The 23,411-nt window shown below is 72.3% G+C and carries 19 protein-coding genes, 1 tRNA gene and 1 pseudogene; 11 read left to right on the forward strand and 10 right to left on the reverse strand.

All coding sequences use genetic code 11. The features are described from left to right. Positions 1 to 23: 23 nt before the first annotated feature. The 4 genes from moaC to ACWC9T_RS16595 form a co-directional block, all read right to left on the reverse strand. A complete protein-coding gene (gene moaC / locus ACWC9T_RS16580; RefSeq protein WP_449821786.1) occupies positions 24 to 464 on the reverse strand; it encodes a cyclic pyranopterin monophosphate synthase MoaC in 441 nt (146 codons plus the stop codon). Between the two features lie 252 nt (positions 465 to 716). Then, entirely contained in the window at positions 717 to 2,054 is a 1,338-nt protein-coding gene (glp, locus tag ACWC9T_RS16585; RefSeq protein ID WP_449821756.1) for a molybdotransferase-like divisome protein Glp, read from the reverse strand. A 25-nt stretch (positions 2,055 to 2,079) separates the two neighbouring features. Then, the gene (gene galU, locus ACWC9T_RS16590; RefSeq protein ID WP_449821757.1) at positions 2,080 to 3,000 is read right to left on the reverse strand and encodes a UTP--glucose-1-phosphate uridylyltransferase GalU; all 921 of its coding nucleotides are present in this window, start codon (positions 2,998 to 3,000) and stop codon (positions 2,080 to 2,082) included. A 51-nt stretch (positions 3,001 to 3,051) separates the two neighbouring features. Beyond that, complete coding sequence (locus tag ACWC9T_RS16595) at positions 3,052 to 3,960, reverse strand: diguanylate cyclase domain-containing protein (RefSeq protein WP_449821758.1); 909 nt, start codon at positions 3,958 to 3,960, stop codon at positions 3,052 to 3,054. A 62-nt stretch (positions 3,961 to 4,022) separates the two neighbouring features. Between ACWC9T_RS16595 and ACWC9T_RS16600 the strand changes: the two genes are divergently transcribed. Further along, complete coding sequence (locus ACWC9T_RS16600) at positions 4,023 to 4,598, forward strand: 5-formyltetrahydrofolate cyclo-ligase (RefSeq protein ID WP_449821759.1); 576 nt, start codon at positions 4,023 to 4,025, stop codon at positions 4,596 to 4,598. A 78-nt stretch (positions 4,599 to 4,676) separates the two neighbouring features. Here the strand turns inward: ACWC9T_RS16600 and ACWC9T_RS16605 are convergent, their stop codons facing one another. Beyond that, on the reverse strand, positions 4,677 to 7,397 hold the full coding sequence (locus ACWC9T_RS16605) for a penicillin acylase family protein (RefSeq protein WP_449821760.1): 2,721 nt from the start codon (positions 7,395 to 7,397) through the stop codon (positions 4,677 to 4,679). Between the two features lie 273 nt (positions 7,398 to 7,670). Between ACWC9T_RS16605 and ACWC9T_RS16610 the strand changes: the two genes are divergently transcribed. The 5 genes and pseudogenes from ACWC9T_RS16610 (at position 7,671) to mscL (ending at position 12,304) form a co-directional block, all read left to right on the forward strand. Further along, positions 7,671 to 9,155 carry a potassium/proton antiporter gene (locus ACWC9T_RS16610; protein ID WP_449821761.1) on the forward strand — a complete coding sequence of 495 codons (1,485 nt, stop codon included), beginning with the start codon at positions 7,671 to 7,673 and terminating at the stop codon, positions 9,153 to 9,155. Positions 9,156 to 9,471: 316 nt separating this feature from the next. Continuing rightward, complete coding sequence (locus ACWC9T_RS16615; RefSeq protein ID WP_449821762.1) at positions 9,472 to 10,839, forward strand: MFS transporter; 1,368 nt, start codon at positions 9,472 to 9,474, stop codon at positions 10,837 to 10,839. A gap of 126 nt (positions 10,840 to 10,965) precedes the next feature. After that, a complete protein-coding gene (locus tag ACWC9T_RS16620; RefSeq protein WP_449821763.1) occupies positions 10,966 to 11,289 on the forward strand; it encodes an FmdB family zinc ribbon protein in 324 nt (107 codons plus the stop codon). A gap of 295 nt (positions 11,290 to 11,584) precedes the next feature. Further along, positions 11,585 to 11,857: a hypothetical protein gene (locus ACWC9T_RS16625; RefSeq protein WP_449821764.1), complete on the forward strand. Its 273-nt coding sequence runs from the start codon at positions 11,585 to 11,587 to the stop codon at positions 11,855 to 11,857. A 30-nt stretch (positions 11,858 to 11,887) separates the two neighbouring features. Continuing rightward, positions 11,888 to 12,304, forward strand: a pseudogene (gene mscL, locus ACWC9T_RS16630) (large conductance mechanosensitive channel protein MscL). Positions 12,305 to 12,340: 36 nt separating this feature from the next. Here the strand turns inward: mscL and ACWC9T_RS16635 are convergent. Further along, entirely contained in the window at positions 12,341 to 12,601 is a 261-nt protein-coding gene (locus tag ACWC9T_RS16635) for a hypothetical protein (protein WP_449821765.1), read from the reverse strand. Positions 12,602 to 12,721: 120 nt separating this feature from the next. Further along, positions 12,722 to 13,693, reverse strand: a complete 972-nt coding sequence (locus tag ACWC9T_RS16640) for a sigma-70 family RNA polymerase sigma factor (RefSeq protein ID WP_449821766.1) — start codon at positions 13,691 to 13,693, stop codon at positions 12,722 to 12,724. 432 nt (positions 13,694 to 14,125) lie between these two features. On the opposite strand from ACWC9T_RS16640, the gene ACWC9T_RS16645 reads away from it, so the two are divergent. Further along, a complete protein-coding gene (locus tag ACWC9T_RS16645; protein ID WP_449821767.1) occupies positions 14,126 to 14,938 on the forward strand; it encodes a phosphatase PAP2 family protein in 813 nt (270 codons plus the stop codon). 72 nt (positions 14,939 to 15,010) lie between these two features. Here the strand turns inward: ACWC9T_RS16645 and ACWC9T_RS16650 are convergent. After that, positions 15,011 to 15,083, reverse strand: a tRNA-Arg gene (locus ACWC9T_RS16650). Between the two features lie 176 nt (positions 15,084 to 15,259). Here ACWC9T_RS16650 and ACWC9T_RS16655 point away from each other — a divergent pair. Beyond that, positions 15,260 to 16,810, forward strand: a complete 1,551-nt coding sequence (locus ACWC9T_RS16655; RefSeq protein ID WP_449821768.1) for a glycosyltransferase family 39 protein — start codon at positions 15,260 to 15,262, stop codon at positions 16,808 to 16,810. A 76-nt stretch (positions 16,811 to 16,886) separates the two neighbouring features. Here the strand turns inward: ACWC9T_RS16655 and ACWC9T_RS16660 are convergent, their stop codons facing one another. Beyond that, entirely contained in the window at positions 16,887 to 19,502 is a 2,616-nt protein-coding gene (locus ACWC9T_RS16660; RefSeq protein ID WP_449821769.1) for a serine hydrolase, read from the reverse strand. A gap of 298 nt (positions 19,503 to 19,800) precedes the next feature. Between ACWC9T_RS16660 and ACWC9T_RS16665 the strand changes: the two genes are divergently transcribed. From ACWC9T_RS16665 to ACWC9T_RS16675, 3 genes are all read left to right on the forward strand, one after another. Further along, a complete protein-coding gene (locus tag ACWC9T_RS16665; protein ID WP_449821770.1) occupies positions 19,801 to 20,544 on the forward strand; it encodes a GOLPH3/VPS74 family protein in 744 nt (247 codons plus the stop codon). Between the two features lie 453 nt (positions 20,545 to 20,997). Further along, positions 20,998 to 21,861: a helix-turn-helix domain-containing protein gene (locus tag ACWC9T_RS16670; RefSeq protein ID WP_449821771.1), complete on the forward strand. Its 864-nt coding sequence runs from the start codon at positions 20,998 to 21,000 to the stop codon at positions 21,859 to 21,861. Continuing rightward, the gene (locus ACWC9T_RS16675; protein WP_449821772.1) at positions 21,858 to 22,067 is read left to right on the forward strand and encodes a DUF397 domain-containing protein; all 210 of its coding nucleotides are present in this window, start codon (positions 21,858 to 21,860) and stop codon (positions 22,065 to 22,067) included. Before ACWC9T_RS16670 ends, ACWC9T_RS16675 begins: the two co-directional genes overlap by 4 nt. Before the next feature lie 95 nt (positions 22,068 to 22,162). Here ACWC9T_RS16675 and ACWC9T_RS16680 read toward each other — a convergent pair whose 3' ends face one another. Then, positions 22,163 to 23,278, reverse strand: a complete 1,116-nt coding sequence (locus tag ACWC9T_RS16680; protein WP_449821787.1) for an ADP-ribosylglycohydrolase family protein — start codon at positions 23,276 to 23,278, stop codon at positions 22,163 to 22,165. Positions 23,279 to 23,411: the final 133 nt, after the last annotated feature.

Below are 23,411 nucleotides of genomic sequence, written 5' to 3' on the forward strand. Positions count from 1 at the left end.
GCACCTCTGGATGGTTCGCTCGCTCACGCGTCCACCTCCGGCGCGAACCAGTCGCCGCTCTTGCCGCCGGTCTTGCTGAGCACCCGGACGGACTCGATGCTGGCGCCCTTGTCCACCGCCTTGACCATGTCGATCACGGTCAGCGCGGCCACCGTCACCGAGGTCAGCGCCTCCATCTCGACGCCGGTGCGGTCGGCGGTCTTCACGGTCGCGGTGATCTCGACCGCGTCGTCCGCGACGGCGAGGTCGACCTTGACCCCGGAGACCGCGATCGGGTGGCAGAGCGGGATCAGGTCCGGGGTCTTCTTGGCGCCCATGATCCCGGCGATCCGGGCCACCGCGAGGGCGTCGCCCTTCGGCACGCCCTCGCCGCGCAGCAGCTCGACCACCTTCGGGGAGACCCTGACCCGCCCGGCCGCCACGGCGGTGCGCGAGGTGGTGGCCTTCTCGGAGACGTCGACCATCCGGGCCGCGCCCTGCTCGTCGACGTGGGTGAGGCGGTCGCCGGGGCTCGGTGTCGTCACGGGTAACTCCAGGGGCGCGCAGGTCGAATACCGCGCTACCGTACCCCTCCCCCGACCTCGGGGTGGCAGCCACTCGCCCGCTCGCTTCCGGGGCGCTCCGACCCGGTGCCGACGGTCGGCGCTCCGGCGCTCGTGCCTCGCTTGTCGCTTCTCCCTTTCGGCACCGGCGCGTTCCTTCGGCTCGGGGCAGCCTCAGGAGTGCAGCAGCACCACGTCGACCTCGCTGCCGGCGGGCAGTTCGGTGACGTCCTCGGGGACGGTGATCAGGCAGTCGGCCTTGGCCAGCGCGCCGACCAGGTGCGAGTCGGCGCCGCCCACCGGCTCCACGGTGCCGTCCGCCACCGAGTAGCGGCCGCGCAGGAACTGCCGGCGGCCGGCCGGGGAGCGCAGCGCGGTCGGGCAGAGCGCGCGCACCACCGGGCGGTGGACGTCGGCGGCGCCGAGCATGGTGCGGATGACCGGGCGGACGAAGAGTTCGAAGGAGATGTAGGCGCTCACCGGGTTGCCGGGCAGGGCGAGCAGCGGCACCCCGGCCGCGCCGCCGATCCGGCCGAAGCCCTGCGGCTTGCCGGGCTGCATCCGCAGCTTGCGGAACTCGACGCCGCCATAGGACTCGAAGACCTCCTTGACCACGTCGTACGCGCCGACGCTGACCCCGCCGCTGGTGACGATCAGGTCGGCCCGGCCGAGCTGCTCCTCCAGGATGGCGCGCAGCCGGTCGGCCTCGTCCGGGACGGCGCCGACCCGGTAGGCGACGGCGCCGGCCTCCTGGGCGGCCGCGGTGAGGGTGAAGCTGTTGGAGTCGGTGATCTGCCCGGGCCCCACCGGCTCGCCGGGCTGGACCAGCTCGCTGCCGGTGGAGAGCACCACCACCCGGGGGCGCGGGCGGACCTTCACGGCGGCCCGGCCGACCGCGGCGAGCAGGCCGATCTGGGTGGGACCGAGCCGGGTGCCGGCCTCCAGGACGGTGGCGCCGGCCGCGACGTCGCTGCCGCGGCGGCGGATGTGCGCGCCCTGGGCGACCGGGCGCAGCACCCGGACCTCCTCGTCGGCGACCGGCGCCGTCATCGCCGCGGCGGCCACCCCGGTGCCGGTGCCGCCGTCGGTCCACTCGACCGGGGCGACGGCCTGGGCGCCGGGCGGCACGGGGGCGCCGGTCATGATCCGGGCGGCCTGGCCGGGGCCGACCTTGGGCAGTTCGCCCGCGCCGGCCGCGATGTCGCCGACCACCGAGAGCACCGACGGGTAGCTGTCGGTGGCGCCCTCGGTGTCGGCGGTGCGGACGGCGTATCCGTCCATCGAGCTGTTGTCGAAGGGCGGCAGGTCGCCGTCCGCGACCACGTCCTCCTCGAGCCGGCAGCCCCGGGCGTCGAGCAGCTGGAACTCGATCGCCGGCAGCGGGCCGACCGCGGCGAGCACGTCGGCGAGGTGCTCGTCCACGCTCCAGAAGCGAGGAGCCGCCGGTGCCCGGTCCGCGGACCCGTCGCAGCAGGCTGCGGGGGCGGTGCTGTGCTCCGTGGACCCGGTCATCGGCGGCTCGCTCTCTGTCGTGGTGTCAGTCCTGCAGCTCGGAACCGACGAACTCCCGCAGCCAGGAGCGGAAGTCCGGGCCCAGGTCCTCGCGCTCGGCGGCCAGACGGACGATAGCGCGCAGGTAGTCGGCGCGGTCGCCGGTGTCGTAGCGGCGGCCCTTGAAGAGCACGCCGTGCACCTGGCCGCCGTCCCCGGCGTCGCGGGTGGTCAGCTCGCGCAGGGCGTCGGTGAGCTGGATCTCGCCGCCGCGGCCGGGCGGGGTCTCGCGCAGCACGTCGAAGACCAGCGGGTCGAGGACGTAGCGGCCGATGACGGCGTAGTTGGAGGGGGCCTCGCCCGGCTCGGGCTTCTCGACCAGGTCGGTCACCTGGAAGACGTCGTCGCCGAAGCCGTTGGCCTTGACGGCGGCGCAGCCGTACAGGTGGATCTGGGAGGGGTCGACCTCCATGAGGGCGACGACCGAGCCACCGAGCTCCTGCTGGACCTCGATCATGCGGGCGAGCAGCGGGTCGCGCGGGTCGATCAGGTCGTCGCCGAGCAGGACGGCGAAGGGCTGGCCGGCGACGTGCTGCTCGGCGACCGAGACGGCGTGGCCGAGGCCCTTGGGGTCGCCCTGGCGGACGTAGTGCATGTTGGCCAGCTCGACGGACTCGCGGACCCGGCGCAGACGGTCCTCGTCGCCCTTGCGGACGAGCAGTTCCTCCAGCTCGTAGGCGCGGTCGAAGTGGTCCTCCAGCGCGCGCTTGTTGCGGCCGGTGACCATCAGTATGTCGGACAGGCCGGCCGCGGAGGCCTCCTCCACGACGTACTGGATCGCCGGCTTGTCGACGACGGGCAGCATCTCCTTCGGGGTGGCCTTGGTCGCCGGGAGGAATCGGGTGCCCAGTCCGGCCGCGGGTACCACGGCCTTGGTTACCGGAATACGGGAGGGGGTCGTCGTCATGCGTTTACCTTACTCAGGCACGTTTTCGCCCGGCCGAGCGCCGTCGGACGGCTAGGACAGCGCGTCGCGGGGCACGGCCACGGTGGCAGGCGTATGGGAAGCGACCGGCTGGGCAAGGGGGTCCCCTCCGGTACAGGCGGACAGACTACCCGCCTTTCCCGAACGGTCACGTTCGGCAGTCGTCGCCCCGTCCGTACCGGAAGCGGCCTGCTCACCGCGCCCGACCGAGCGCGGCCCGGGGGCCGGAGCGCCCCGCCAGCAGTCGCCGCCGGCCACCCGGGCTTCGGCCAGTGCCGCGTCGGCGGCCCGCAGCAGGACGGCGGCGTGGGTGCCGTCCTCGGGGAGCACCGCGATGCCGGCCGCGGCGGTGAGGCCGTTGCCGTGGGCCGGGCGGGGCGCCCGGGTGCCGGAGGACCAGTCCAGCAGCAGGTGGCGGCGGACCGACCAGACCAGCCGCTCGGCGACCTGGGCGGCTCCCTCGGCGCCGGTGTCCGGCAGCACCACCAGGAACTCCTCGCCGCTGTAGCGGCCGAGGGTGTCGGCCCGGCGGATCTCCATCGCGAGCCGCTGGGCGAGGTCGCGCAGTATCGCGTTGCCGCGGGCCCGGCCGTGCTCGGCGATGACCACGTCGAAGCCGGCGATCTCCAGCAGCAGCACGGCCAGCGGGCGCGGGCCGTCGGCCTGCTCGGTGTGCTCGGCGCGGCGGGCCCGTTCGATCTCCCGGTCCAGGGTGAGCTGCAGGTGGCGGTAGTTCCACACACCGGTGAGCGGGTCGCAGGAGGCGGTGCGTTCCAGTTCGGCGCAGCGTTCCTCCAGTTCGGCGACCCGCGCCCGCAGCCGCTCCCGACCCTCGGCGGCCTCGGCCCGCTCCCGGCGCACGCGCAGCCCGAGCACGGTGGCGCCGGCCAGCGCGGGGGCGCTCAGCGCGGCCAGGGCCTGGACCAGCAGCGGGGTGGACAATCGGGGCGCCCTTTCGCGTGTCAGGCTCTGCGCGTCGACGGTCTGGAGACCTGGAGGATCCGGTGCACAACGAGAAGAGCGACCTGAGGACACGGCTGTTGACTCGGCGGAGCGCGCTTTCGGCCGAGGGGCGTGCGGAGGCCGCCCGCGCGCTGGCCGGGCACGCCTGGGAGCTGGCCGCGGCGGGCGCCACGGTGGCCGCCTACGTCTCGGTGGGCGCGGAGCCCGGGACCAGGCCGCTGCTGGACGCACTGCGCGAGGACGGAGTGCGGGTCCTGCTGCCGGTGCTGCTTCCCGACAACGACCTGGACTGGGCCGAGTACGCGGGGCCCGAGTCGCTCGCCCCGGCCGGGCGCGGGCTGCTGGAGCCGGTCGGGCCGCGGCTGGGGCCGGAGGCGGTGACGGCCGCCTCGCTGGTGCTGCTGCCGGGCCTGGCGGTGGACCGTGGCGGGCTGCGGCTGGGCCGGGGCGGCGGCAGCTACGACCGGGTGCTGGCCCGGCTGGAGCGGGCCGGGGCGCAGCCGGTGCTGGCGGTGCTGCTGTACGAGCACGAGCTGCTGGAACGGGTGCCAGCCGAGTCGCACGACCGGCCGGTGGACCTGGCGGTCACGCCGTCGGGGGTGCGGACCTTCGGGTGAGCCGTCGGCGGCCCCTGGGACGCGGCCGGCCCCGCTCCCTCCGGAAGGGAACGGGGCCGCCCGCGCGTCGTACCGGCGTCAGCCGGTGGTGAGCACCAGCTTGTGCTTGGTCGCCTTCTCCACCGCGTCCGGGGTGAAGGCCCAGGTCAGCAGCTTGCCGTTGAGCCAGAGGTCGGTCTGGTCGTTGTAGTTCTGGTGGAAGGCGTGACCGGAGGCGCCGCCGACGTTGACCCAGCGCGAGGAGTCCAGGTCGTTCAGGTCGACCACCATGCGCATCGACGGGATCCAGTCGACCTGGTAGCCGGCCGCCGCGTTCCAGCCCGCCGCGTCGACCGCCGCCGAGCCGCCGGAGAGGCGGTACGGGCCGCGGTTGAGCAGCTTGTGGACGGCGCCGGAGGCGATCGAGGAGCTGTCGGTGCCCAGGGTCTGCTCGCGCAGCTCCAGCTTGTGCAGGCGGCCCCAGCTCCAGGTGGAGATGTCCTTGCCGAGCAGCGAGGTCAGGTCCTGCCGGGCGTTCTTCATCGCCTCCTTGAGCAGGTTGTCCAGGCCCTTCTGCTCCTTGTGCTGGGAGTCGATGTACGTCCACCACGAGCTGTCGGGCTTGTCCAGCTGGGCCCGGACCACCTCGGTCCAGCGGTCGCCGCCGTCCGGCTGGGCCTTGCCGGGGTCGCGGGTGCCGCACTCGGTGACGATCTTGCTGGGGCTGTCCGGCTTGGTCGGGTCGTCCTGCTGGCGCACCAGCAGGCAGTTGTTCTTGGCCCGGATGTCGGCCGGGAACTTCTGGCCGAAGGCGAGGCTGAGCAGGTTGCGCCAGACGCCGTTGTAGTAGGCGGCGGCGGCCGAGTCGGCGTCCTGGTGGAAGTTCCAGTCCTTCAGCAGGTCCTGGGCCTCACGTACGTACGGGTCGTCGATCTGCTGCTTGAGCAGCAGCGGGACCAGCGTCTTGGCCATGATGCTGGTGTTGTCCAGTTGCAGGGTCTGCATGTCGTCCGGCGAGATCTTGCCGTTGTTCTTGAGCAGGCCCTCGATCTGGTCGGTGATCTCCTTGGCCCGGGTGCCGTACTCCCAGTCCTTGGTGAGGTTGTACTTGTAGCCCTGGTCCACCACGGCCTGGTTGGCGGTGACGATGTAGCCCGCGGACGGGTTGAGGCTCCACGGCAGCGCGGTGAAGGGGACCGGGTCCGCCTTCCACTGGTACGAGGAGTCCCAGCCGGGGGCCGGCATGGAGCCGTCGCCCTTGCCGCGGACCGGGATGACGCCCGGGGCCTGGTAGCCGATGTTCTTGGCGTCGGCGTAGATCAGGTTCTGCGCGGGGACGGCGAAGTCCTTGGCGGCGCCGCGGAACTCGTCCCAGTTGCGGGCCTTGTCCAGCTCGAAGACGGCGTCCATGGTCTTGCCGGGGCTGAGCGCCGTCCACTGCAGGGCGACGCCGTAGCCGCCGGTGCCGCGGTCGGGGGCGGAGGTGCCGTTGGGGGCGTACTTGCCGACGTTCTGCTGCTCGGTGCTCTGGTCGGAGATGAGCGGGGCGCCGGTCCGGGTGGTGCGGACGGTGATGGTGCGGTCCTCGCCGCCAGCGACCTTGATGGTCTCCTTGCGGAGGTCGAACTTCTCGTCCTTGCCGTCCACCTGGTAGGTGTCCGGGCCGGTCACCTTCTCCAGGTAGAGGTCGGTGACGTCGGCGCCGAGGTTGGTGAAGCCCCAGGCGACGTCCTTGTTGTGGCCGATCATCACGCCGGGCATGCCGGCGAAGGTGAAGCCGGAGACGTCGAACTGGCAGGTCGCCGACGCGGTCCGGCAGTGCAGGCCCATCTGGTACCAGACCGAGGGCAGGCCGGGGCCGAGGTGCGGGTCGTTGGCCAGCAGCGGCTTGCCGGTGGTGGTGTGCGAGCCGGCGACCACCCAGGAGTTGGAGCCGATGCCCTGGCCGGGGCGGCCGAGCAGCTGCGGCATCGCGTCGATCCGGTCGGTGAGGCCCTGCATCAGCGCCTTGGTGGTGGCCGCACCCTGGGTGGTGGCGGCGCCGGGGGCCCCGCCGGACGGCGCCGAGCCGTCGGCCGGGCGGTAGGTGTCGCCGGCCACGGTGCCGGTCTTCACGATGGTGCCGTTGCGGGAGTACGGGTACTCCGGGTACAGCTCGGCGATCTTGTCCGGGCCGAAGTCCTGGGCCAGCAGCGAGCGGTCGATCTCCTCCTGGAGGTTCCCGGAGAGGTTCCAGGCCATCGCCTTGAGCCAGGCCACCGAGTCGACCGGGGTCCACTGCTCGGGCTTGTAGCCGCTGTTGACGACGCCGAGCAGGGCGTACTCCAGCGAGGCCTTCTCACCGCCGGGGTGCTCGGCCAGCCAGGCGTTCACGCCGTCCGAGTAGGCCTGCAGGTACTTCTTGGCCTCGGGCGACAGCTTGGTGTCGAACTCCTTCTGCGCCACCTGCCGCCAGCCCATGGTGCGGATGAAGGAGTCGGTGTCGACCTGGCTGTCGCCGAACATCTCGGACAGCCGGCCGGCCGTGATGTGACGGCGGACGTCCATCTCCCAGAAGCGGTCCTGCGCCTGGACGTAGCCCTGGGCGCGGAACAGGTCCTCGGCGGTGTCCGCGTACAGCTGCGGGATGCCGTTGGCGTCGCGCTTGACGTCGACCGGCGCGCTGAGGCCCGCCACCTTGACGCTGCCGTCCACCTCCGGGAAGGACGCACGGACCGCGGTGACCCCGCGGTAGCCGCCGTAGCCGACGCCGGCCACCAGCAGCACGACCAGCACGATCACGATCAGACGGGCGCGCCGGAACTTCTTCGAGCGGGGCATCTGGGTCCTTGCGGTCCTGACTTCGGGGCGGGCGGGCGTGTCCAGGGCCTGGGGCCGTGACAGGGCACCACATTAGGCCGAGTCGGCGGAGCGCTGTGAATGGGGGACCAAACTAAAGATATGGCAAAATGTTAGACTGGGTAACGATCCGCAACAGGAGCATTGACGACTTCTTAGCGGGCCGGTGCCCGACAGCACCCTCTCTGTACCAACGGAACAACCCCAGCACCACCTGACACCCCGCCCGCCCATGCCTGCCCGAGGTGCCACTGCGTGAACGTCGCCCACCTGAACCAGCTCCTCCTCGAAGCCTCCGTGATCCTGTTGGTCGCGGTGGTCGCCGTGCGGATCTCGACCCGATCAGGACTGCCGAGTCTGCTGATCTATCTCGGAATCGGCGTCGCACTGGGCCAGGACGGAATCGGCGTCACCTTCAACAACGCCGAGCTGACCCAGGTGCTCGGCTACGCGGCGCTCGTGGTGATCCTGGCCGAGGGCGGCCTCAAGACCAGCTGGCGCGAGGTCAAACCGGTGATGCCGGCGGCCACCGTGCTGGCCACGCTCGGTGTCGGGATCAGCGTGTTCGTCACAGCGGCCGGCGCGCACTGGCTGGTCGGCCTGGACTGGCAGACCTCGCTGCTGCTCGGCGCGATCGTCTCCTCCACCGACGCCGCCGCCGTCTTCTCGGTGCTGCGGATGGTCCCGCTGCCGCACCGGCTCACCGGCCTGCTGGAGGCCGAGTCCGGCTTCAACGACGCGCCCGTGGTCATCCTGGTCGTCGCCTTCGCCGGAACCGGCGGGCACGACTCCTGGTACGTCCTGCTCGGCACGATCGCCGCCGAGCTCGCCATCGGCGCCGCGGTCGGCCTGGCGGTCGGCAAGCTCGGCGCGCACGGGGTCAAGCGCGTCGCACTGCCCTCCTCGGGCCTGTACCCGATCGCCGTGATGGCGCTGACCGTGCTCGCCTACGCGGGCGGCGCGCTGCTGCACGGCTCCGGCTTCCTCGCCGTCTACGTCTGCGCGGTGATCCTCGGCAACTCCAAGCTGCCGCACGGACCGGCCGTGCGCGGCTTCGCCGACGGGCTGGCCTGGATCGGGCAGATCGGCATGTTCGTGCTGCTCGGACTGCTCTCCGCCCCCGAGAGCATGGGCGACTCGGTGGTGCCCGCGCTGCTGATCGGCGGGGTGCTGGTCTTCCTGGCCCGGCCGCTGTCGGTGGTGCTCACCATGACCCCGTTCAAGGTGCCCGCCCGCGAGCAGGCGCTGCTGAGCTGGGCCGGACTGCGCGGGGCGGTGCCCATCGTGCTGGCCACCATCCCGGTGGTCTCCGGCGCGCACGAGGCCCAGGACGTGTTCAACATCGTCTTCATCCTGGTCGTCGTCTTCACCCTGCTCCAGGGGCCGACCCTGCCCTGGGTGGCCAAGCGGCTGCGGATCGGCGAGGGCGCGATGGGCCAGGACCTCGGCATCGAGTCCGCGCCGCTGGAGAAGCTGCACGGGCACCTGCTGTCGGTCGCGCTGTCGCCGACCTCGCGGATGTCCGGCGTGGAGATCAGCGAGCTGCGGCTGCCCAAGGGGGCGGCGGTCACCCTGGTCGTGCGCGAGGGCAACTCCTTCGTGCCGGACAAGGCCACGATGCTGCGTGGCGGGGACGAGCTGCTGGTGGTCACCACGGACGAGGTCGGCGAGGCCGCCGAGCGGCGGCTGCGGGCCGTCGACAAGGGCGGCAAGCTGGCGGGGTGGCTGAACGAGCGCTGAGCCCGCTGGCCCCGGGGCCCGCCCCCAGCCGCCGGTTTCCCGCGGTCCGGCTGGTCGCGGACCGAGTGGCCTGGCGGAATCTACGCGCGTAACTGTATGCTGGTTCGACTACGCCGTATAACTACCGCTAGACCACCCCCAGCATCTGCCTGACGCAGAGTTGGCGCGACCGCTCGGCGGCCGCGGTCCGGCCCCCGGCCCACCGGGCCAGGCTGACCCGGTATCTACCCCGGTCGACGCGCGAGAGGACGACTCTCGGCGCCGTCGGGGCCACCCCATGCCCTGCCGCGCTACCAGGCAGCAGGAAGGACCGACCGTGACGGCCCGCCGAACGGTCGACATCGCCGCGGACAACGCTCCGGACACCGCGGTCAGCACTGTGGACACCGCCGCCGAGGCGCCCGCCAGGGTCGGGTACGGCGAGCTGCTGCGCACGCCGGGCGCCTGGACGTTCCTGTCCCCCGCCTTCTTCGCGCGACTGCCGTACGCGATGCTCAGCATGGGCATCCTGCTGCTCGTCACCCAGACCACCGGCTCGTACGGCACCGCCGGTACCGCCGTCGCCGTCTCCGCCGTCGCCCAGGCCCTGATCGGGCCGCAGACCGGGCGGCTGGCCGACCGGTACGGCCAGGCCGCGGTGCTGCTCCCGACGGTCCTGGTCCACGCGGCCTCGGTCGGCGTGCTGATCACGCTGGCGCTCGGCCACGCGCCGGCCTGGAGCGTGTACCTGGCCGCCGTCCCCTCCGGGGCGAGCGTGCCGCAGATCGGCGCGATGGTCCGGGCCCGCTGGGTTTCCAAGTTCACCGGGGAGGGCGCCTCCCCCACCGCCGCGGCCAAGGTGAGCACCGCGTTCGCCTTCGAGTCCGTGACGGACGAGTTCACCTTCGTGATCGGCCCGATCCTGGCCGCCAACATCGCCGCCTTCGCCAGCCCGGCGGTCGCGCTGGTCGCCGAGGCCTCGCTGACCCTGGTCGGCGGTCTCGCCTTCGCGGCCCAGCGGCGCAGCGCCCCCGCCCGGATCATTCCGCAGCCCGGCGTGCGGCGTGCCTCGGCGCTGGCCTCGCCCGGCGTCCGGCTGCTGGTCGGGGCCTTCCTCGGGGTCGGCGCGGTGTTCGGCGGCATGCAGGTGTCGGTCAACGCCTTCGCCGACTCGGTGGGGCAGCACGACGCCGGCGGCACGGTGTACGGGATCTTCGCGGGCGGCTCGATGCTGGCCGGCGTGCTGTACGGCGTGATCGCCTGGCGGCGGCCGGTCCAGCAGCGGATGGTCACGAGCTACACGCTGCTGGTGCTGGGCTGCTCGGCGCTCTGGGCGATGCCCAACCTGGCCGCCCTGACGGTCGCCGGGCTGCTCTGCGGCCTGGCCATCGCGCCGACCCTGATCAGCGGCTACACCCTGGTCGAGACGCTGGTCGCGGACGGCGCCAAGACGGAGGCCTTCACCTGGCTGACCGGCGCGATCGGGCTGGGGCTGGCGTTCGGCTCGATGGCGGCAGGCAAGCTGCTCGACGGCCACGGGCCCTCGGTCGGGTTCCTGGTGCCGGCGATCGGCGCCGGCCTGGGGCTGATCGCGCTGGTGTCGATGCGACACCTGCTGGTGGCGCCGGGCGGCGCGGGCCGCGTGGTGGCGTCGTCGGCCGAGCGTGGCAGCGCGGCACAGCTGGTCGGTGCGGCCAAGGGCTGAACGCGCGGTCGGCGGTGACTCGGTACCGGCTCATCTCACACCGGAGTCGCTGGACTGATCCAGCGGAATACCGCATCATTGACCATCGTTAGCACTCATCAGGCGAGAGTGCCAGGAGGAAGACAAGTGCCCACGTACCAGTACCAGTGCACCGAGTGCGGCAACGGCCTGGAGGCGGTGCAGAAGTTCACCGACGAGGCGCTGACCACGTGCCCCGACTGCCAGGGACGGCTCCGCAAGGTCTTCTCGGCCGTGGGCGTCGTGTTCAAGGGCTCGGGCTTCTACCGGACCGACAGCCGCTCGTCCTCCAGCAGCTCGGTGGGCACCGGTTCGTCCTCCGGCTCCTCTACGTCCGCGTCGTCCCCGTCGTCCTCGTCGGGCTCGTCCAGCTCCTCCGGCTCGTCGAGCTCGTCGAGCTCGTCCAGCAGCCCGGCTCCGGCCGCGAGCTGACTTCGGGCGCTCGGCGCTCGGCGCCGGATCGGCGTCCGGGAGCTCTCGGAAGCTTCGCGCCAAAGGCCCGCCGCCCCGCTTCACGCGGGGCGGCGGGCCTTTGGCGTGCCTTGTTCGCCATCCGGGTGCGGGTTTTCGTCAGCTTGCGGACATCGGTCTAACTCGCGCGGGTGTACGAGGTTGTCCACAGGGGCGAGTTATCCACAGGCTGTGGGAACGGGCTTTCCGGTGGCGCCCCGGGCGCGCATCGTGTGGGTCACCAGAGACCGACCGATCGAGTCCGGAGGTGACGTCGATGACGACCACGAGCCTGTCCGTCCCGCTGCCCGCGCCCACCGTGCCGCCCCGGCGGGAGGTGCCGAGCTTCCCGCCGATCCGGCGCGGCTGCGGCGGGTGGCACCGCTGGCGCCGGGCCGTCCGGCGGCGGGCCGGGGTGCCCGCGCTGGTGCTGCTCGCGGTGGCGGCGGCGCTCGCCTTCGGGCCCGCGCGGGCTGGGCTGCCGCCGCCCTCGGGGGGCGCGGTGGACCGCACGGGTTGTCAATCCGGGCTTCCGGAAGATCACCCGTAGCCCGGTAACGACTTCGTCGTTCGAGGCGGCATGAAAGGCTTCAAGGAATTCCTGCTGCGTGGAAATGTCGTCGAACTCGCCGTCGCCGTGGTCATCGGCGCGGCCTTCACCAACATCATCAACGCCTTCGTCAAGGGCGTGATCAATCCGCTCGTCGGTGTGTTCGGGACGAAGGACCTTGGGTCCTACAGTTCCTGCCTCAAGGGGGCCCTGCGAGGTGAGCGCCACTGGTGAGGCACGTCCGGAATCCTCATCCTGTGGGGTTCGGTGCTCAGCGCCGCCCTGCAGTTCCTGATCAGGGCAGCCGTCGTCTACTTCATCCTGATCGTGCCGATGAACCGGATGGCGGCCAGGCGCAAGAGCCCCGCCGAAACGACGGCGGAGTCCGAGGCCAAGGAGGTCCAACTGCTGACCGAGATCCGCGACGCACTGGTCACGGCCCGCTAGTCGCGGCCCGGTGGTCGCGTAGCCGCCGGACGGGCCCTAGTCCCCGTGGTGCGGCGGGCGCTGGCTCAGGTACCAGTCCAGCCCCCGCCCACCGCTCTCCCCCGCCCCGGAGCGCTCGCCCCAGCCGGCGTCGGTGTCGTCCCGGGACTGCTGGTCCAGCGGGTCCCGGAAGACCAGCCGGGCCTTGGCCGCGGCCGTCTTCCGGTCCGCCGGCCGCTGGTCCGCCGACCGCTGCCACGGCTGCTCGTCCTGCTCCTGGCGGACCTGCTCCCGCCCGCTCTGTTCCTGCTCGTTCACCCTGTCCACTCCCCTGGTCACCCGGGCCGTCCTGTCCCTCCAGCCTAAGAGCCCCGTGGCACGCCGCGGGCCCCGGTGCGGAGCGCTCCGCATCAGGGCCCGTCCGGTCGGGCCGGTCCGTCAGGCGGCTTCGAAGCCCGCGTGGTCGGCGATCTTCTTCAGCTCGGCGAGCGCGTGCTTCTCGATCTGGCGGATCCGCTCGCGGGTGAGGCCGTGCTGCTTGCCCACCTCGGTGAGGGTGCGCTCGCGGCCGTCCTCCATGCCGTAGCGGGAGCGGATGATCGAGGCCGTGCGGTCGTCCAGCCGCCCGATCAGGTCGTCCAGCTCCTCGCGGCGGAGCATGACCATCACGGCGTCCTCGGGGGACGTCGCCCCGGTGTCCTCCACCAGGTCACCGAACTGGGTCTCGCCCTCGTCGTCGACGGACATGTTGAGGCTGACCGGGTCGCGCGCCCAGTCCAGCACGTCCTTGATCCGGGCCTCGGTGGTGTCCAGCTCTGCCGCGATCTCGGCCGGCTCGGGCTCGCGGCCCAGCTCCTTGGACTTCTCGCGCTGCACCCTCCGGATCCGGCCGAGTTCCTCGACCAGGTGGACGGGCAGCCGGATGGTGCGGGACTGGTCGGCGATGGAGCGGGTGATCGCCTGGCGGATCCACCAGGTGGCATAGGTGGAGAACTTGAAACCCTTGGCGTAGTCGAACTTCTCGACGGCGCGAACCAGGCCGGCGTTGCCCTCCTGGATGAGGTCGAGCAGCGGAAGGCCGCTGCGCGGGTAGCGGCGGGCCACCGCGACCACCAGGCGGAGGTTGGAGCGGATGAAGACGTCCTTGGCACGCTCGGCATCCGCGGCTATCGCCTCCAGCTCCTCGCGCGTGACGCCGTCCGGGAGTTCGCCCTCATCCAGCAGGTGCTGGGCGTACACGCCGGCCTCGATCCGCAGCGAGAGCTCGACCTCCTCGGCGGCATCGAGCAGGGGCGTCCTGGCGATCTCGTCGAGGTACATGCCGACCAGGTCGCGGTCGGCCTCAAGGTTGGTCGGGCGGGCCGCGCGACTCCGGTCGGCCCTGTCGCGAACGACGGCACGGGTGGCCATGCTTGCTCCCTTTACTGGTGTTGCCGAGGTCTGCCTGCCTGCCCGTCAGGGCAAGAAATGCGGGCCCCTGAAGGCTCACACATAACGATCCAACGAACAGAATCCGGACAACATTCCCAAGTCACTCAGATTCTTCCCCTCGATGCAGTATCCTGCCGGTTTTAACTCCGGTTCGGACGCCTGGTGACCGGACGAGCACATCGTGTGCCCGAACTCGCCCGTTTCGCGCGATCATCCGGAACGGTTCTTCACCGGCCCCACACGCAGCCGCCGCCTACCCGTTGAACAGGCGAACGATCGCGCACGTTCCCGCGCACCCCCGGTTTCCGCCCGCGCTCACACCCCCGCGCACGCGGACCCTCCCCACAAAAGATGCCAAATCGCTATCACTCCAACTCCCGAACGGCACGAGGCGCTGGGAAGGTGTCAGACATGCACCTGACCAACAGCTCGACCTCCGTCGCCGTGCGTCACCGCGGTCTCCTCCGGGACGCCGCGCTCGCGCTGGGTTGCGCCGCGCTGTTCGGCCTCCTGGCGATGCTGGTGACGGGCCACTGGCACCCCCTGCACGAGTTCGACCAGGACTGGACCATCGAACTTCACGTCTACGCACGGGAACACCGGATCTGGACCGCCGCGGTACAGACCCTCTCCGACATCGGCGGCCCCGTCACGATGCGTGCACTTCTCGGCGTCGCGGCCGCCTGGCTCCTGTTGATCGGCGCCCGGGTGCTGGCCGGCTGGGTGGCCGCCCAGGTCCTGGTCGGCTGGGGTACCCAGTGGGCGCTGAAGCTGGCCGTCGGCCGCCATCGCCCGGCCTTCAGCGACCCGGTCGCGCACGCCGACGGCCCGGCCTTCCCCTCCGGGCACGCCATGGCCTCGGCGATCACCTGTGCCGTCCTGGTCGGCCTGGTCTGGTACCGGGTGCACCGCCGCGGCCGGACCGCCGCCTGCACGGTGGCCGCGGGCACGGTGCTCACGATCGGCTGGACCCGGGTCGCCCTCGGGGTGCACTGGCCCACCGACGTGGTGGCGGGCTGGCTGGCCGCCGGCGTTGTCCTGGGCGTCGTGACCGCGGTCATCGAGCTCTGGCGTCCGGGCGCCCTGGCCCGCGACGTACGGCGGGTCAACTGGCGCACCCGGCCCCGGGTTCAACGGGTCATCGTGCCCTACGTCCGGGCGTCGCGCGCCGAGGACGCCGAGCTGGACGACCCCGCCGACCGCCCGGACGAGCCCGTCCACTGACAGCTCCCGGAGCAATGCCGCAGGCCCCCGTCCGAGGTCGGACGGGGGCCTGCGAGCTGCGGTGCTGCGGTGTGCCCCAGACAGGAATCGAACCTGCGACACCGGCTTTAGGAGAGCCGTGCTCTATCCCCTGAGCTACTGAGGCGCGGCCGGTCTGTGACCAGGCCGTTCACAGCGTACCGGATCGAGGGTCGACTGGGGGTGGTGGCCGGGGATGACGGCCGGGGCCCGGGTGCCGACGGGGCGTCAGAGCAGGTCAAGTAGCCTGCCGAGAAGTGTTCGAATCGTCCCGGTGCGCCACCCGAAGGAGACGAAGGCCTGATGACACCAGCTGTGCGCCCGGCCGTCCGATTGCTGGGGCAGGTGTGGTTCTGGCCCGCGGTGGTGATGCTGGGGGTCGGCGGGTACCGGCTGGGGACGCCCGAGCTGTGGCGGGACGAGATGGCGACCTGGACGGTGGCCACCCGCTCGCTGGGCGACCTGCTCCGGCTGCTCCGGCACGTGGACGCCAGCAACGGCGCCTACTACCTGCTGATGCACGGCTGGACGGCGGTGTGCGGCGACTCGGCGGTGGCGCTGCGAATACCCTCCGTGCTGGCGATGGCCGCGGCGGCCGCCTTCGTGGCGCTGACCGCCGACCGGCTGTTCGGCAGCCGTGTGGCGGCGATCGGCGCGGGGCTGCTGTTCACGGTGCCGCCGCAGGTGTCCCACTACGCCCAGGAGGCGCGCGCCTACGCGTTGGCGACCTGCTCGGTCGCGGCCGCCACCTACTTCCTGCTGCGGGCGCTGGAGCGGCCGGGCCTGCGGCGGTGGGCGCCGTACGCCGTGGCGATGGCCCTGGCCGGGGTCTGGCACCTGGTCTCGCTCAGTACGGTCACCGGGCAGGCCGCGCTGGCGCTGCTGCACCTGTGGCGCACCCGGGGTGGGGCAGACCGGCGGAACCTCCGGCAGTACCCGGTCGCCGTCACGGTGGCGGTGCTGCCGGTGCTGCCGGTGGCGCTGCTCGGTAGTCGGCAGTCCGACCGGCAGCTCGGCTGGATAAAGGCGCCGTCCTTCTCCGATCTCACCGACTTCGGCGGGCACCTCTTCGGCGCGGGCCATGTGGCCCAGGCCTTCGCCCTGCTCGCGCTGCCCGCACTGCTGCTGCCGGGCCGACGGCTGCAGGCCTGCCAGTTCCTGCTGCTGGCGGAGCTGCCGGTGCTGGCCGTTTGGCTGGTCTCGCAGGGCGCCACCTCGTACTTCCTCGACCGGTACCTGCTCTTCACGGTGCCCGCCTGGGCGGTGCTGGCCGGGGGCGGGGTCGCGGCGGCGTACCGCGCGGTGGCTGCCCGGGGCGGACGGCCGTGGGCGCCGGGGCGGACCGTACCGCCGCGGGCGGCCGTGGCGACGGCCGGACTGCTGGCGGTGGGGCTGCTCGCCCTCCCGGCCGCGGCGGCGCTGCCGGAGCAGCCCGGGGTGCGGTACGCGGACGCACACACCCGGTCCAAGGAGCCGTTCCGCGTGGCGGCCGAGGAGATCACCGCCGGCTACCGCCCCGGGGACGGATTGGCGGCCCCGATGGGCGACCAGTCCTGGGCGATGGTCTGGCCGGGCGTCAGCTACTACCTGCCCCCGGACGTCCGGCCGTTCCCGGTGTTCGTCGCGCGCGGCGCCGAGGACGCCGAGGACCTCACCCCGGAGCCCTGCCCGCGACCGGAGGCCTGTCTGGGGGACGCGCCGCGGATCTGGCTGCTGGTCCTCGGGGACACCACCGACCCGCTGGCGGCCATGGCGGAGGAGCAGGCGCAGCTGCTCAAGGCGCGGTACGGCGAGCCGGACAGGGTGGTGCCGCTCGGCGGTCTCACCCTCGCGCTGCTCGACCGCACGACCTGAGACGGACGAAGGAGGGGGAGCCGGATCGGTCCGGCTCCCCCTCCTTCGTCCTTCGTCGTTCAGCGGGTCAGCCCGCTCACAGCATGCGCAGCAGCCGCGACTGGATGGACGGCGGATTCAGGTCGGACTGGAGGGCCACCGGGACCTCCACCTTGCCGTCGCCCGCGCCCACCCGCAGCGTGCCGACCTCCTTGCCGGCCTTCTCGTTGTGGCCGAGCTTGGCCGGGTCCAGGGTGATCGTGCCGCTGATGCCGGGGAAGCCCGCCACCACCAGGTCCTTGGTCGCGACGACCGGGACCTTGCCGCCGAGCCCGTCGTCCACCGAGCCGACGACGTCGCCCTTCTTCACCACGGTCTGGCCGGTCAGGCCGTTCTGAGCGGCCTGGATCTGCTTGCCGCTGACCTTCAGCACGGTCGGCAGGATGCCGTCGCCGTCCTTGGGCGAGGTGGCCTGCTGGCCGAGCGTGACGCCGAGGATCAGCCGCTTCACGCCGCCGATCTCCTTGTACGCGGCCCACATCAGGCAGCCGCCGGCCGGGGTGCTGGAGCCGGTCTTGACGCCGATCACGCCGGTCTTCGGGTTGATCAGGTTGTTGGTGTTGGGGATCTTCACGTTGTTGAAGTTGGTCTCCGGCGTGGAGACGATCTGCCGGAAGATCTCGTCCTGCATGACCTGCTCGGCCAGCTTCAGCTGGTCCTTGGCGGTGGACTTGGTCTCCGCGTTGAAGCCCGCCGGGTCGGCGTAGGTGGTGTTGGTCATGCCGAACTTGGCCGCGGTGTCGTTCATCAGCTTGACGAACGCCTCCTCGGAGCCGGAGTGGACGCGGGCGAGCAGCCGGGCCACGTTGTTGGCGGACGGCAGCATCAGCAGTTCCAGCGCCTGGTACTCGGTGAGCACCTGGTTCTCGGTGAGCGTCACCCGGGATTCGTCCCCGTTGCCGGACTCCTGCGCGGCCTGCTTGTCGACGGTGATCTTCAGGCCACTCTCCCCCTTCTTCAGCGGGTACTTCTGCAGGAACAGATAGGCGTTCATCACCTTGGTGACACTGGCGATCGGGGCCGGGGTCTCCTGGCCCGAACTGCCGAGGCTGCCCACGCCGACCACCTCGGCAGCGGACTGGCCCTTGGCCGGCCAGGCGAGGTCGAGCGGGTCGCCGGAGAACGTGAAGCTGCCCGCAGCCGACATCTTCACCTTCGCGTCCGGCAGCGGGCGCAACAACTGGGCCACCACGACCGCACCGAGCAGCACGGCCAGGAACACCGTCCAGATGGTGATCCGCTTGAGCGCGCGGCGCAGCGGCGAGACCGGACGGGCGTTGAGGGAGGCCAGGACCTCCATCGCCTCGGCCGTGGTCTCCGGCGAGGGCAGCGGCTCCGGGGCGGGCAGCGGCGCGGGGGCAGGCAGCGGCGCGGGCCGGGGCAGCGGCGGGACGGGCGGCACCGGCCGCGGGTCCGGCTCTGGCAGCGGTTCGGGCGCCGGGGCCGGGCCGGGCTCGGGCTCGGGGGCCGGCTCGGGCAGCGGTTCGGGGCCCGGGGTCGGCTCGGGTTCGGGGAGGGGCTTGGGCGCCGGGTGCGGCTCGGGCACCGGCTCGGGAACGGGGGCCGGCTCGGGCAGCGGGGCGGGCGCCGGGGGCTCGGGCACGGTGCCAGCGGCCGGGGCGGCGGGGGCGCGCGGCGGCTCGGGCTTCTCCAGCTTCTCGGCCTTGCCGGTCGGAACCGGTGGCTTGGTGAGCAGCATGGTCTTGGTCGGGTCGTAGGGCTCGGCGGCCTTGTCGGACTCGGCGGCCTTGTCAGCCTTGTCGGACTCGGCGGCCTTGTCGGACTCGGCGGCCTTGTCAGCCTTGTCGGACTCGGCGGCCTTGTCGGGCGCCTTGTCGGACTCGGCGGCCTTGTCGGGCGCCTTGTCGGACTCGGCGGCCTTGTCAGCCGTGTCGGCCTCGCCGGACTCGGCGGGCTCCTCGGCTTCCGCGGCCTCGGGCGTGTCGGCCTTCTCGACCGGCTTCGCCTTCCCCGTCGTGTCGGCGGGATTCGCGGAGGCGGCCGCGGACTCCTTCTTCTCCGGCGTGTCGGACTCGGGAGCGGTCGCACCGGAAGCCTTCTCCGGCCCCTTCTCGGCCCCCTCTTCGGACGCCTTCTCCGACGCCTCCTCGGAGTCCTTCCCAGGCGCCTCGGCCGCCGCCTCGGCAGCTGCGACAGCCGTCCGCATGATGAGACGCGGGTCGGCGCCGGAGGGCCGTCCGGCGGCCTCCTTCGCCGCGTCAGCCGTCGGGGACGACTCCTGCTTCTCCGCGCCACCACCGGAACTCTCGCCGGCCGCGGCCTTCGGCAGCTCCTCGGGCAGCCGCAGCGCCGTGGTCTTGTTGTCCACCGGCAGCCGCAGCATCGTCGTCCGGCTGTCCACATCCCGGACGCGGATCTGCACGGTCGAGCCACCCTTGGCCCCCGCCCCCGACGCCGCGGAAGGCGACCCGGTGGACGCCTCGGCAGCCGCCTCGGCGGACGTCTCGGTGGTGGTCTCTGCAGATGCCTCCGCAGATGCGTCGGCGGCCGCTGCTGACGCCCCGGCAGCCGTCGAACCGGCCGGCCCTCCGTCGGCGGCCTTCGCGGCGCCGTCCGCCGCACCGGTCCGTTCGCCCTCCCGGCCCCGCTCCCGCTCGCCGTCCCTCAGCACCCTGTCGGGGGACTCGCCCACGTATCCCAGCCTCCTCAACGCCCGGCGGGGCACCGGCAGACCCGATTTCGGGAAGCCGACGCCCCGTCCCGTGTACCTGTACAGTCTCCGCCACATACGGTCGATCCGGCCGCGCACACCCCGCCCGACCGGCGCTTATTGCCGCCGCACGGCCGCACTGCGGTCTGTTCAACGATCAGACGCCCGGTCCGCCGCCGCCGGTTCCGCGCCTTCACCGCAAGGTCACGATTCGGAGGCGTACTCGACAAGCCCGTGTGAGAGGCGTCACCCTGTCTCTCATCCACGCGGGGAGGCTTGGATGGGCAAGAGCCGCAGAACTGTTCCCGAGGAACTCTTGCTGCTCGCTTTGGACCCGACCACGGGTACCACGGCGCAGCCGCAGACCCTCGACCTCGGACTCGCCGGGGCGCAGCTCGTCGAGCTGTCCCTGGCCGGACGGATCGTACCGGAGGGAGACCGGATCGCCGTCGTGCTCGCACGGCCGACCGGCGACCCGACCCTTGACCACGCACTGGAGTTGCTGCGCCGACGCGGTAGCCCGGTCCGCGCGGCGCACTGGATCGGCGGACCCCGGCTGGGGCTGCGTCAGACGTACCTGGCGCACCTGGAGCGCTGCGGCATGGTCACCGCCGTGCCCGGCCAGGTGTGCGGGGTGCTGCCGACGACCCGGTACCAGGCGTCCGACGACTGCACCAACGCCGCGATCAAGCAGCGGCTGGACACCGCGATCCGCACCGGTGTGCCGCCTGACCCGCGGACGGCCGCGCTCGCGGCCCTCGCCCACTCGGTGGGGCTGGGCAAGCACCTGTACCCGGGCAACGAGGGCCGGTCCTCGCGGTCGCGGCTGCGTGACCTGATCCGGTACGACCCGCTCGGCGGAATGGTCGCGCACGCCGTGATGGACGTGCAGAACGGCCTGCCGGCGCAGCAGAACCGTTCTTCCCAGGCTTCCGGGACCGGCACCGGCCGACCCGGCGGCACCCGCACGACGGGCCGGACCTCGGGCGGGCGGGTCCCCGCCTCCCGGGTCGGCGTCCGCTGATCCCCGCGGGCCGCTGACCCACGGCGGCCCCGGGCGGTCGAAGCCGTCAAGGCGTCAAGGCGGTCGAGGCCGTCAAGGCGGTCGAGACGGCCCGGTCCGACTCGCTGGCGACCGGCGCGCGACCCCGCACCACCGGCAGCACCAGAAGCACCGAGGGGCGGTCGCCCCGCGACGCAAGTCGCCCGGCGACCGCCCCTCTGCCGTTCCCGGGGGCCGTCGAGGCCCTCCGCAACTACCGGTCCGAGTCGTCGAGCCGCATTACCACCTGGGGGCTTTCGCTGTCTCACAGAAGCGCTTTTCCGATGACCTGTTCTACTGCGCTGCTGTGATTCCCCGGCGCCGACCTGGCCCAAGGTGACATGCTGCTCCAAGTCAGGGGGGTTGGTCCCAATGTCCGAAGTGTTCCGAGGGCTGCCGTTCCAACGATCACCAGAGGTCCGGCCGGAGGTCGACGTGTCCGCGAACATCAATCCCACCGTGCGCCGCCGGCGCCTCGGCTCGGAGCTGCGCAAACTCCGCGAGGGCCTCGGGATGACGGCGGAGGAGGTGGCCGGCCGGCTGATGGTCTCCCAGTCGAAGATCAGCCGGCTGGAGAACGGCCGTCGCAGCATCAGCCAGCGCGACGTACGGGACCTCTGCGACGTGTACAACGTGTCCGACGAGCAGATGCGCAATAGCCTGATGGAGATGGCCAAGGAATCGCGCCAGCGCGGCTGGTGGCACGACTTCAACGACATGCCGACCCCGTACAGCGTCTACATCGGCCTGGAGGCCGAGGCCTCCTCGATCCGCGCCTACGAGTCCTCCTTCGTCCCGGGCCTGCTGCAAACCGAGCAGTACGCCCAGGCCGTGGTCGAGGGCACCCAGCCGGACACCGACGCGGTCGCGGTGCAGCGCCGGGTGCAGGTCCGGATGAAGCGTCAGGAGCGCGTCCACGGCGAGAACCAGCTGGGCAGCCTGTGGACCGTCATAGACGAGGCGGCGCTGCGCCGTGAGGTCGGCAGCCGCGAGATCATGGCCCGGCAGCTGCGGCAGATGCTGGAGCTCAGCCTGCGCCCGAACATCACCATCCAGGTGATCCCGTTCTCGCACGGCGCCCACCCCGGTATGACCGGGACATTCTCCCTGCTGGAGTTCCCGGAGTCAGCCGATTCCACGGTTGTCTACTTCGAAGGTGTGACGAGCGATCTCTACCTGGAGAAGGAGGCGGACGTGCGCCGCTATACCGGTCTGTACGACTACCTGAGAGCGGCCGCACTCGGTGTCGCGGAGAGCCGGTCGCTGATAGCCGACATCGAAAAGGGATACCACGAATGAGCACCCCCTCCGAGTACGGAACCCACTGGCGCAAGAGCAGTCACAGCGGCGGTCAGGGCGCCTGTGTGGAGATCGCCGGACCCACCGCCGAGACAGTGGCGGTCCGGGACTCCAAGGACCCGCTCGGCCCGCAGCTGCTCTTCTCCACCGAGGCCTGGAACGCGTTCGCGGCGGCCGCGGCGGCGGGGACCTTCGGCGAGGTCTGACCGGGATCCGTGCTCGGACCAGTTGCCCGTAGCGGTGACCGTCGCCTTCAGCGGCGGCCGGCGCTACGGGCAACTGCTGCTTCCGAGGCGTTCGTTCAGCACACCACCGGGTACCGGACCGCCCAGTTGACTCCCTCCGGGGTCTGCCGGTCGTGCAGTTCGGTGCCGTGCATCAGCTCCAGCGCGAAGTCGTCGGCGAGTTCGAGGATCGCGCCGCGCCCCTCCAGCCCCGCCACCAGCCCCGGCGGCAGCGCGGTGTCGCCGTGCAGCACCCCGAGCAGGTTGCCGCAGACCGCGCCGGTGGAGTCGCTGTCCCCGGAGTGGTTGACCGCCAGCAGCAGGCCCGAGCGCACGTCGTGGGCGACCAGCGCGCAGTAGACCCCGATCGCCAGCGCCTCCTCGGCGACCCAGCCCTCCCCGAGCGCCTCGACCCGGTCCGCGGACGGCTCGCCCGCCCGGACGGCGTCCAGCGCGGCCCGCAGCGCGGCCGTGGTCTCCTCGTGCGACTGCCGCTCGGAGAGCAGCGCCAGCGCGAGGTGGACGCCCTCCTCCAGGGTGCCGCCGCGGGCCACCGACTGGACGATCACGGCGAGCGCGCCCGCCGCCAGGTAGCCGGTCGGGTGGCCGTGGGTGAGCACCGAGCACTCCACCGCGAGCTGGAACACCAGGCCCGGCTCCCAGGTGGTGAGCAGTCCGAACGGCGCCGCCCGCACCACCGTGCCGCAGGCCTTGGAGTGCGGGTTCTTGGGCCGCTCCAGGGTGCCGAGCCGCTCGCCGTCCGGCCCGGTCAGGCCGGTCAGGCAGCCCTGGCCGGGGGCGCGCTGGGCGTACAGCCACTCCTCGCGGCCGAGCCAGCCGAGGTCGGGGCGGCGCTCGTCCGGGCCCCAGTCGCGCTGGGTGGCGGCCCAGCGCAGGTAGGCCAGGTGCAGGTCGGTGGGCGGGTGCCAGCTGCCGGTGTCGCGCCGGATGTGGGCCCGGATGAGGCCGTCCACGGTGAACAGGCTGAGCTGGGTGTCGTCGGTGACGGCACCGGTGCGCCCGTGCGCGGGAAGGTAGCCGGTGACGCCCTGCGGGCCGTGCTGGGCGCGGATCTTCTCCAGCGACTCGAACTCGACGCCGGCGCCGAGCGCGTCACCGATGGCACCGCCGAGCAGGCAGCCCCGTACCCGGCTGCGGAAGTCCTGCTGCTGGGCTCGTGACCACAGGGGCATCACGACGGGGCGCCTTTCGTCGGGGTCGGGGGGGGGGCGGGTCCGCGCGACGCACGGCCGCGGCGCGCGCCCTGGCACTGTATGCGAAGACGCGAGCGAAACGACGGTGCCCCTCGTACTTCGGTTCCCCGCC

The organism is Kitasatospora sp. NPDC001159, from assembly GCF_053598235.1.

Bases quoted from the DNA above. Each gene is read 5' to 3' on its own strand.
- ACWC9T_RS16675 (WP_449821772.1), top strand. From the start codon at position 21,858: ATGAGCACCCCCTCCGAGTACGGAACCCACTGGCGCAAGAGCAGTCAC.
- ACWC9T_RS16605 (WP_449821760.1), bottom strand. From the start codon at position 7,397: ATGCCCCGCTCGAAGAAGTTCCGGCGCGCCCGTCTGATCGTGATCGTG.
- glp (WP_449821756.1), bottom strand. From the start codon at position 2,054: ATGACCGGGTCCACGGAGCACAGCACCGCCCCCGCAGCCTGCTGCGAC.
- ACWC9T_RS16640 (WP_449821766.1), bottom strand. From the start codon at position 13,693: ATGGCCACCCGTGCCGTCGTTCGCGACAGGGCCGACCGGAGTCGCGCG.
- ACWC9T_RS16680 (WP_449821787.1), bottom strand. From the start codon at position 23,278: ATGCCCCTGTGGTCACGAGCCCAGCAGCAGGACTTCCGCAGCCGGGTA.
- moaC (WP_449821786.1), bottom strand. From the start codon at position 464: ATGGTCGACGTCTCCGAGAAGGCCACCACCTCGCGCACCGCCGTGGCG.
- ACWC9T_RS16665 (WP_449821770.1), top strand. From the start codon at position 19,801: ATGGGCAAGAGCCGCAGAACTGTTCCCGAGGAACTCTTGCTGCTCGCT.
- galU (WP_449821757.1), bottom strand. From the start codon at position 3,000: ATGACGACGACCCCCTCCCGTATTCCGGTAACCAAGGCCGTGGTACCC.
- ACWC9T_RS16655 (WP_449821768.1), top strand. From the start codon at position 15,260: ATGACACCAGCTGTGCGCCCGGCCGTCCGATTGCTGGGGCAGGTGTGG.
- ACWC9T_RS16645 (WP_449821767.1), top strand. From the start codon at position 14,126: ATGCACCTGACCAACAGCTCGACCTCCGTCGCCGTGCGTCACCGCGGT.
- ACWC9T_RS16625 (WP_449821764.1), top strand. From the start codon at position 11,585: ATGACGACCACGAGCCTGTCCGTCCCGCTGCCCGCGCCCACCGTGCCG.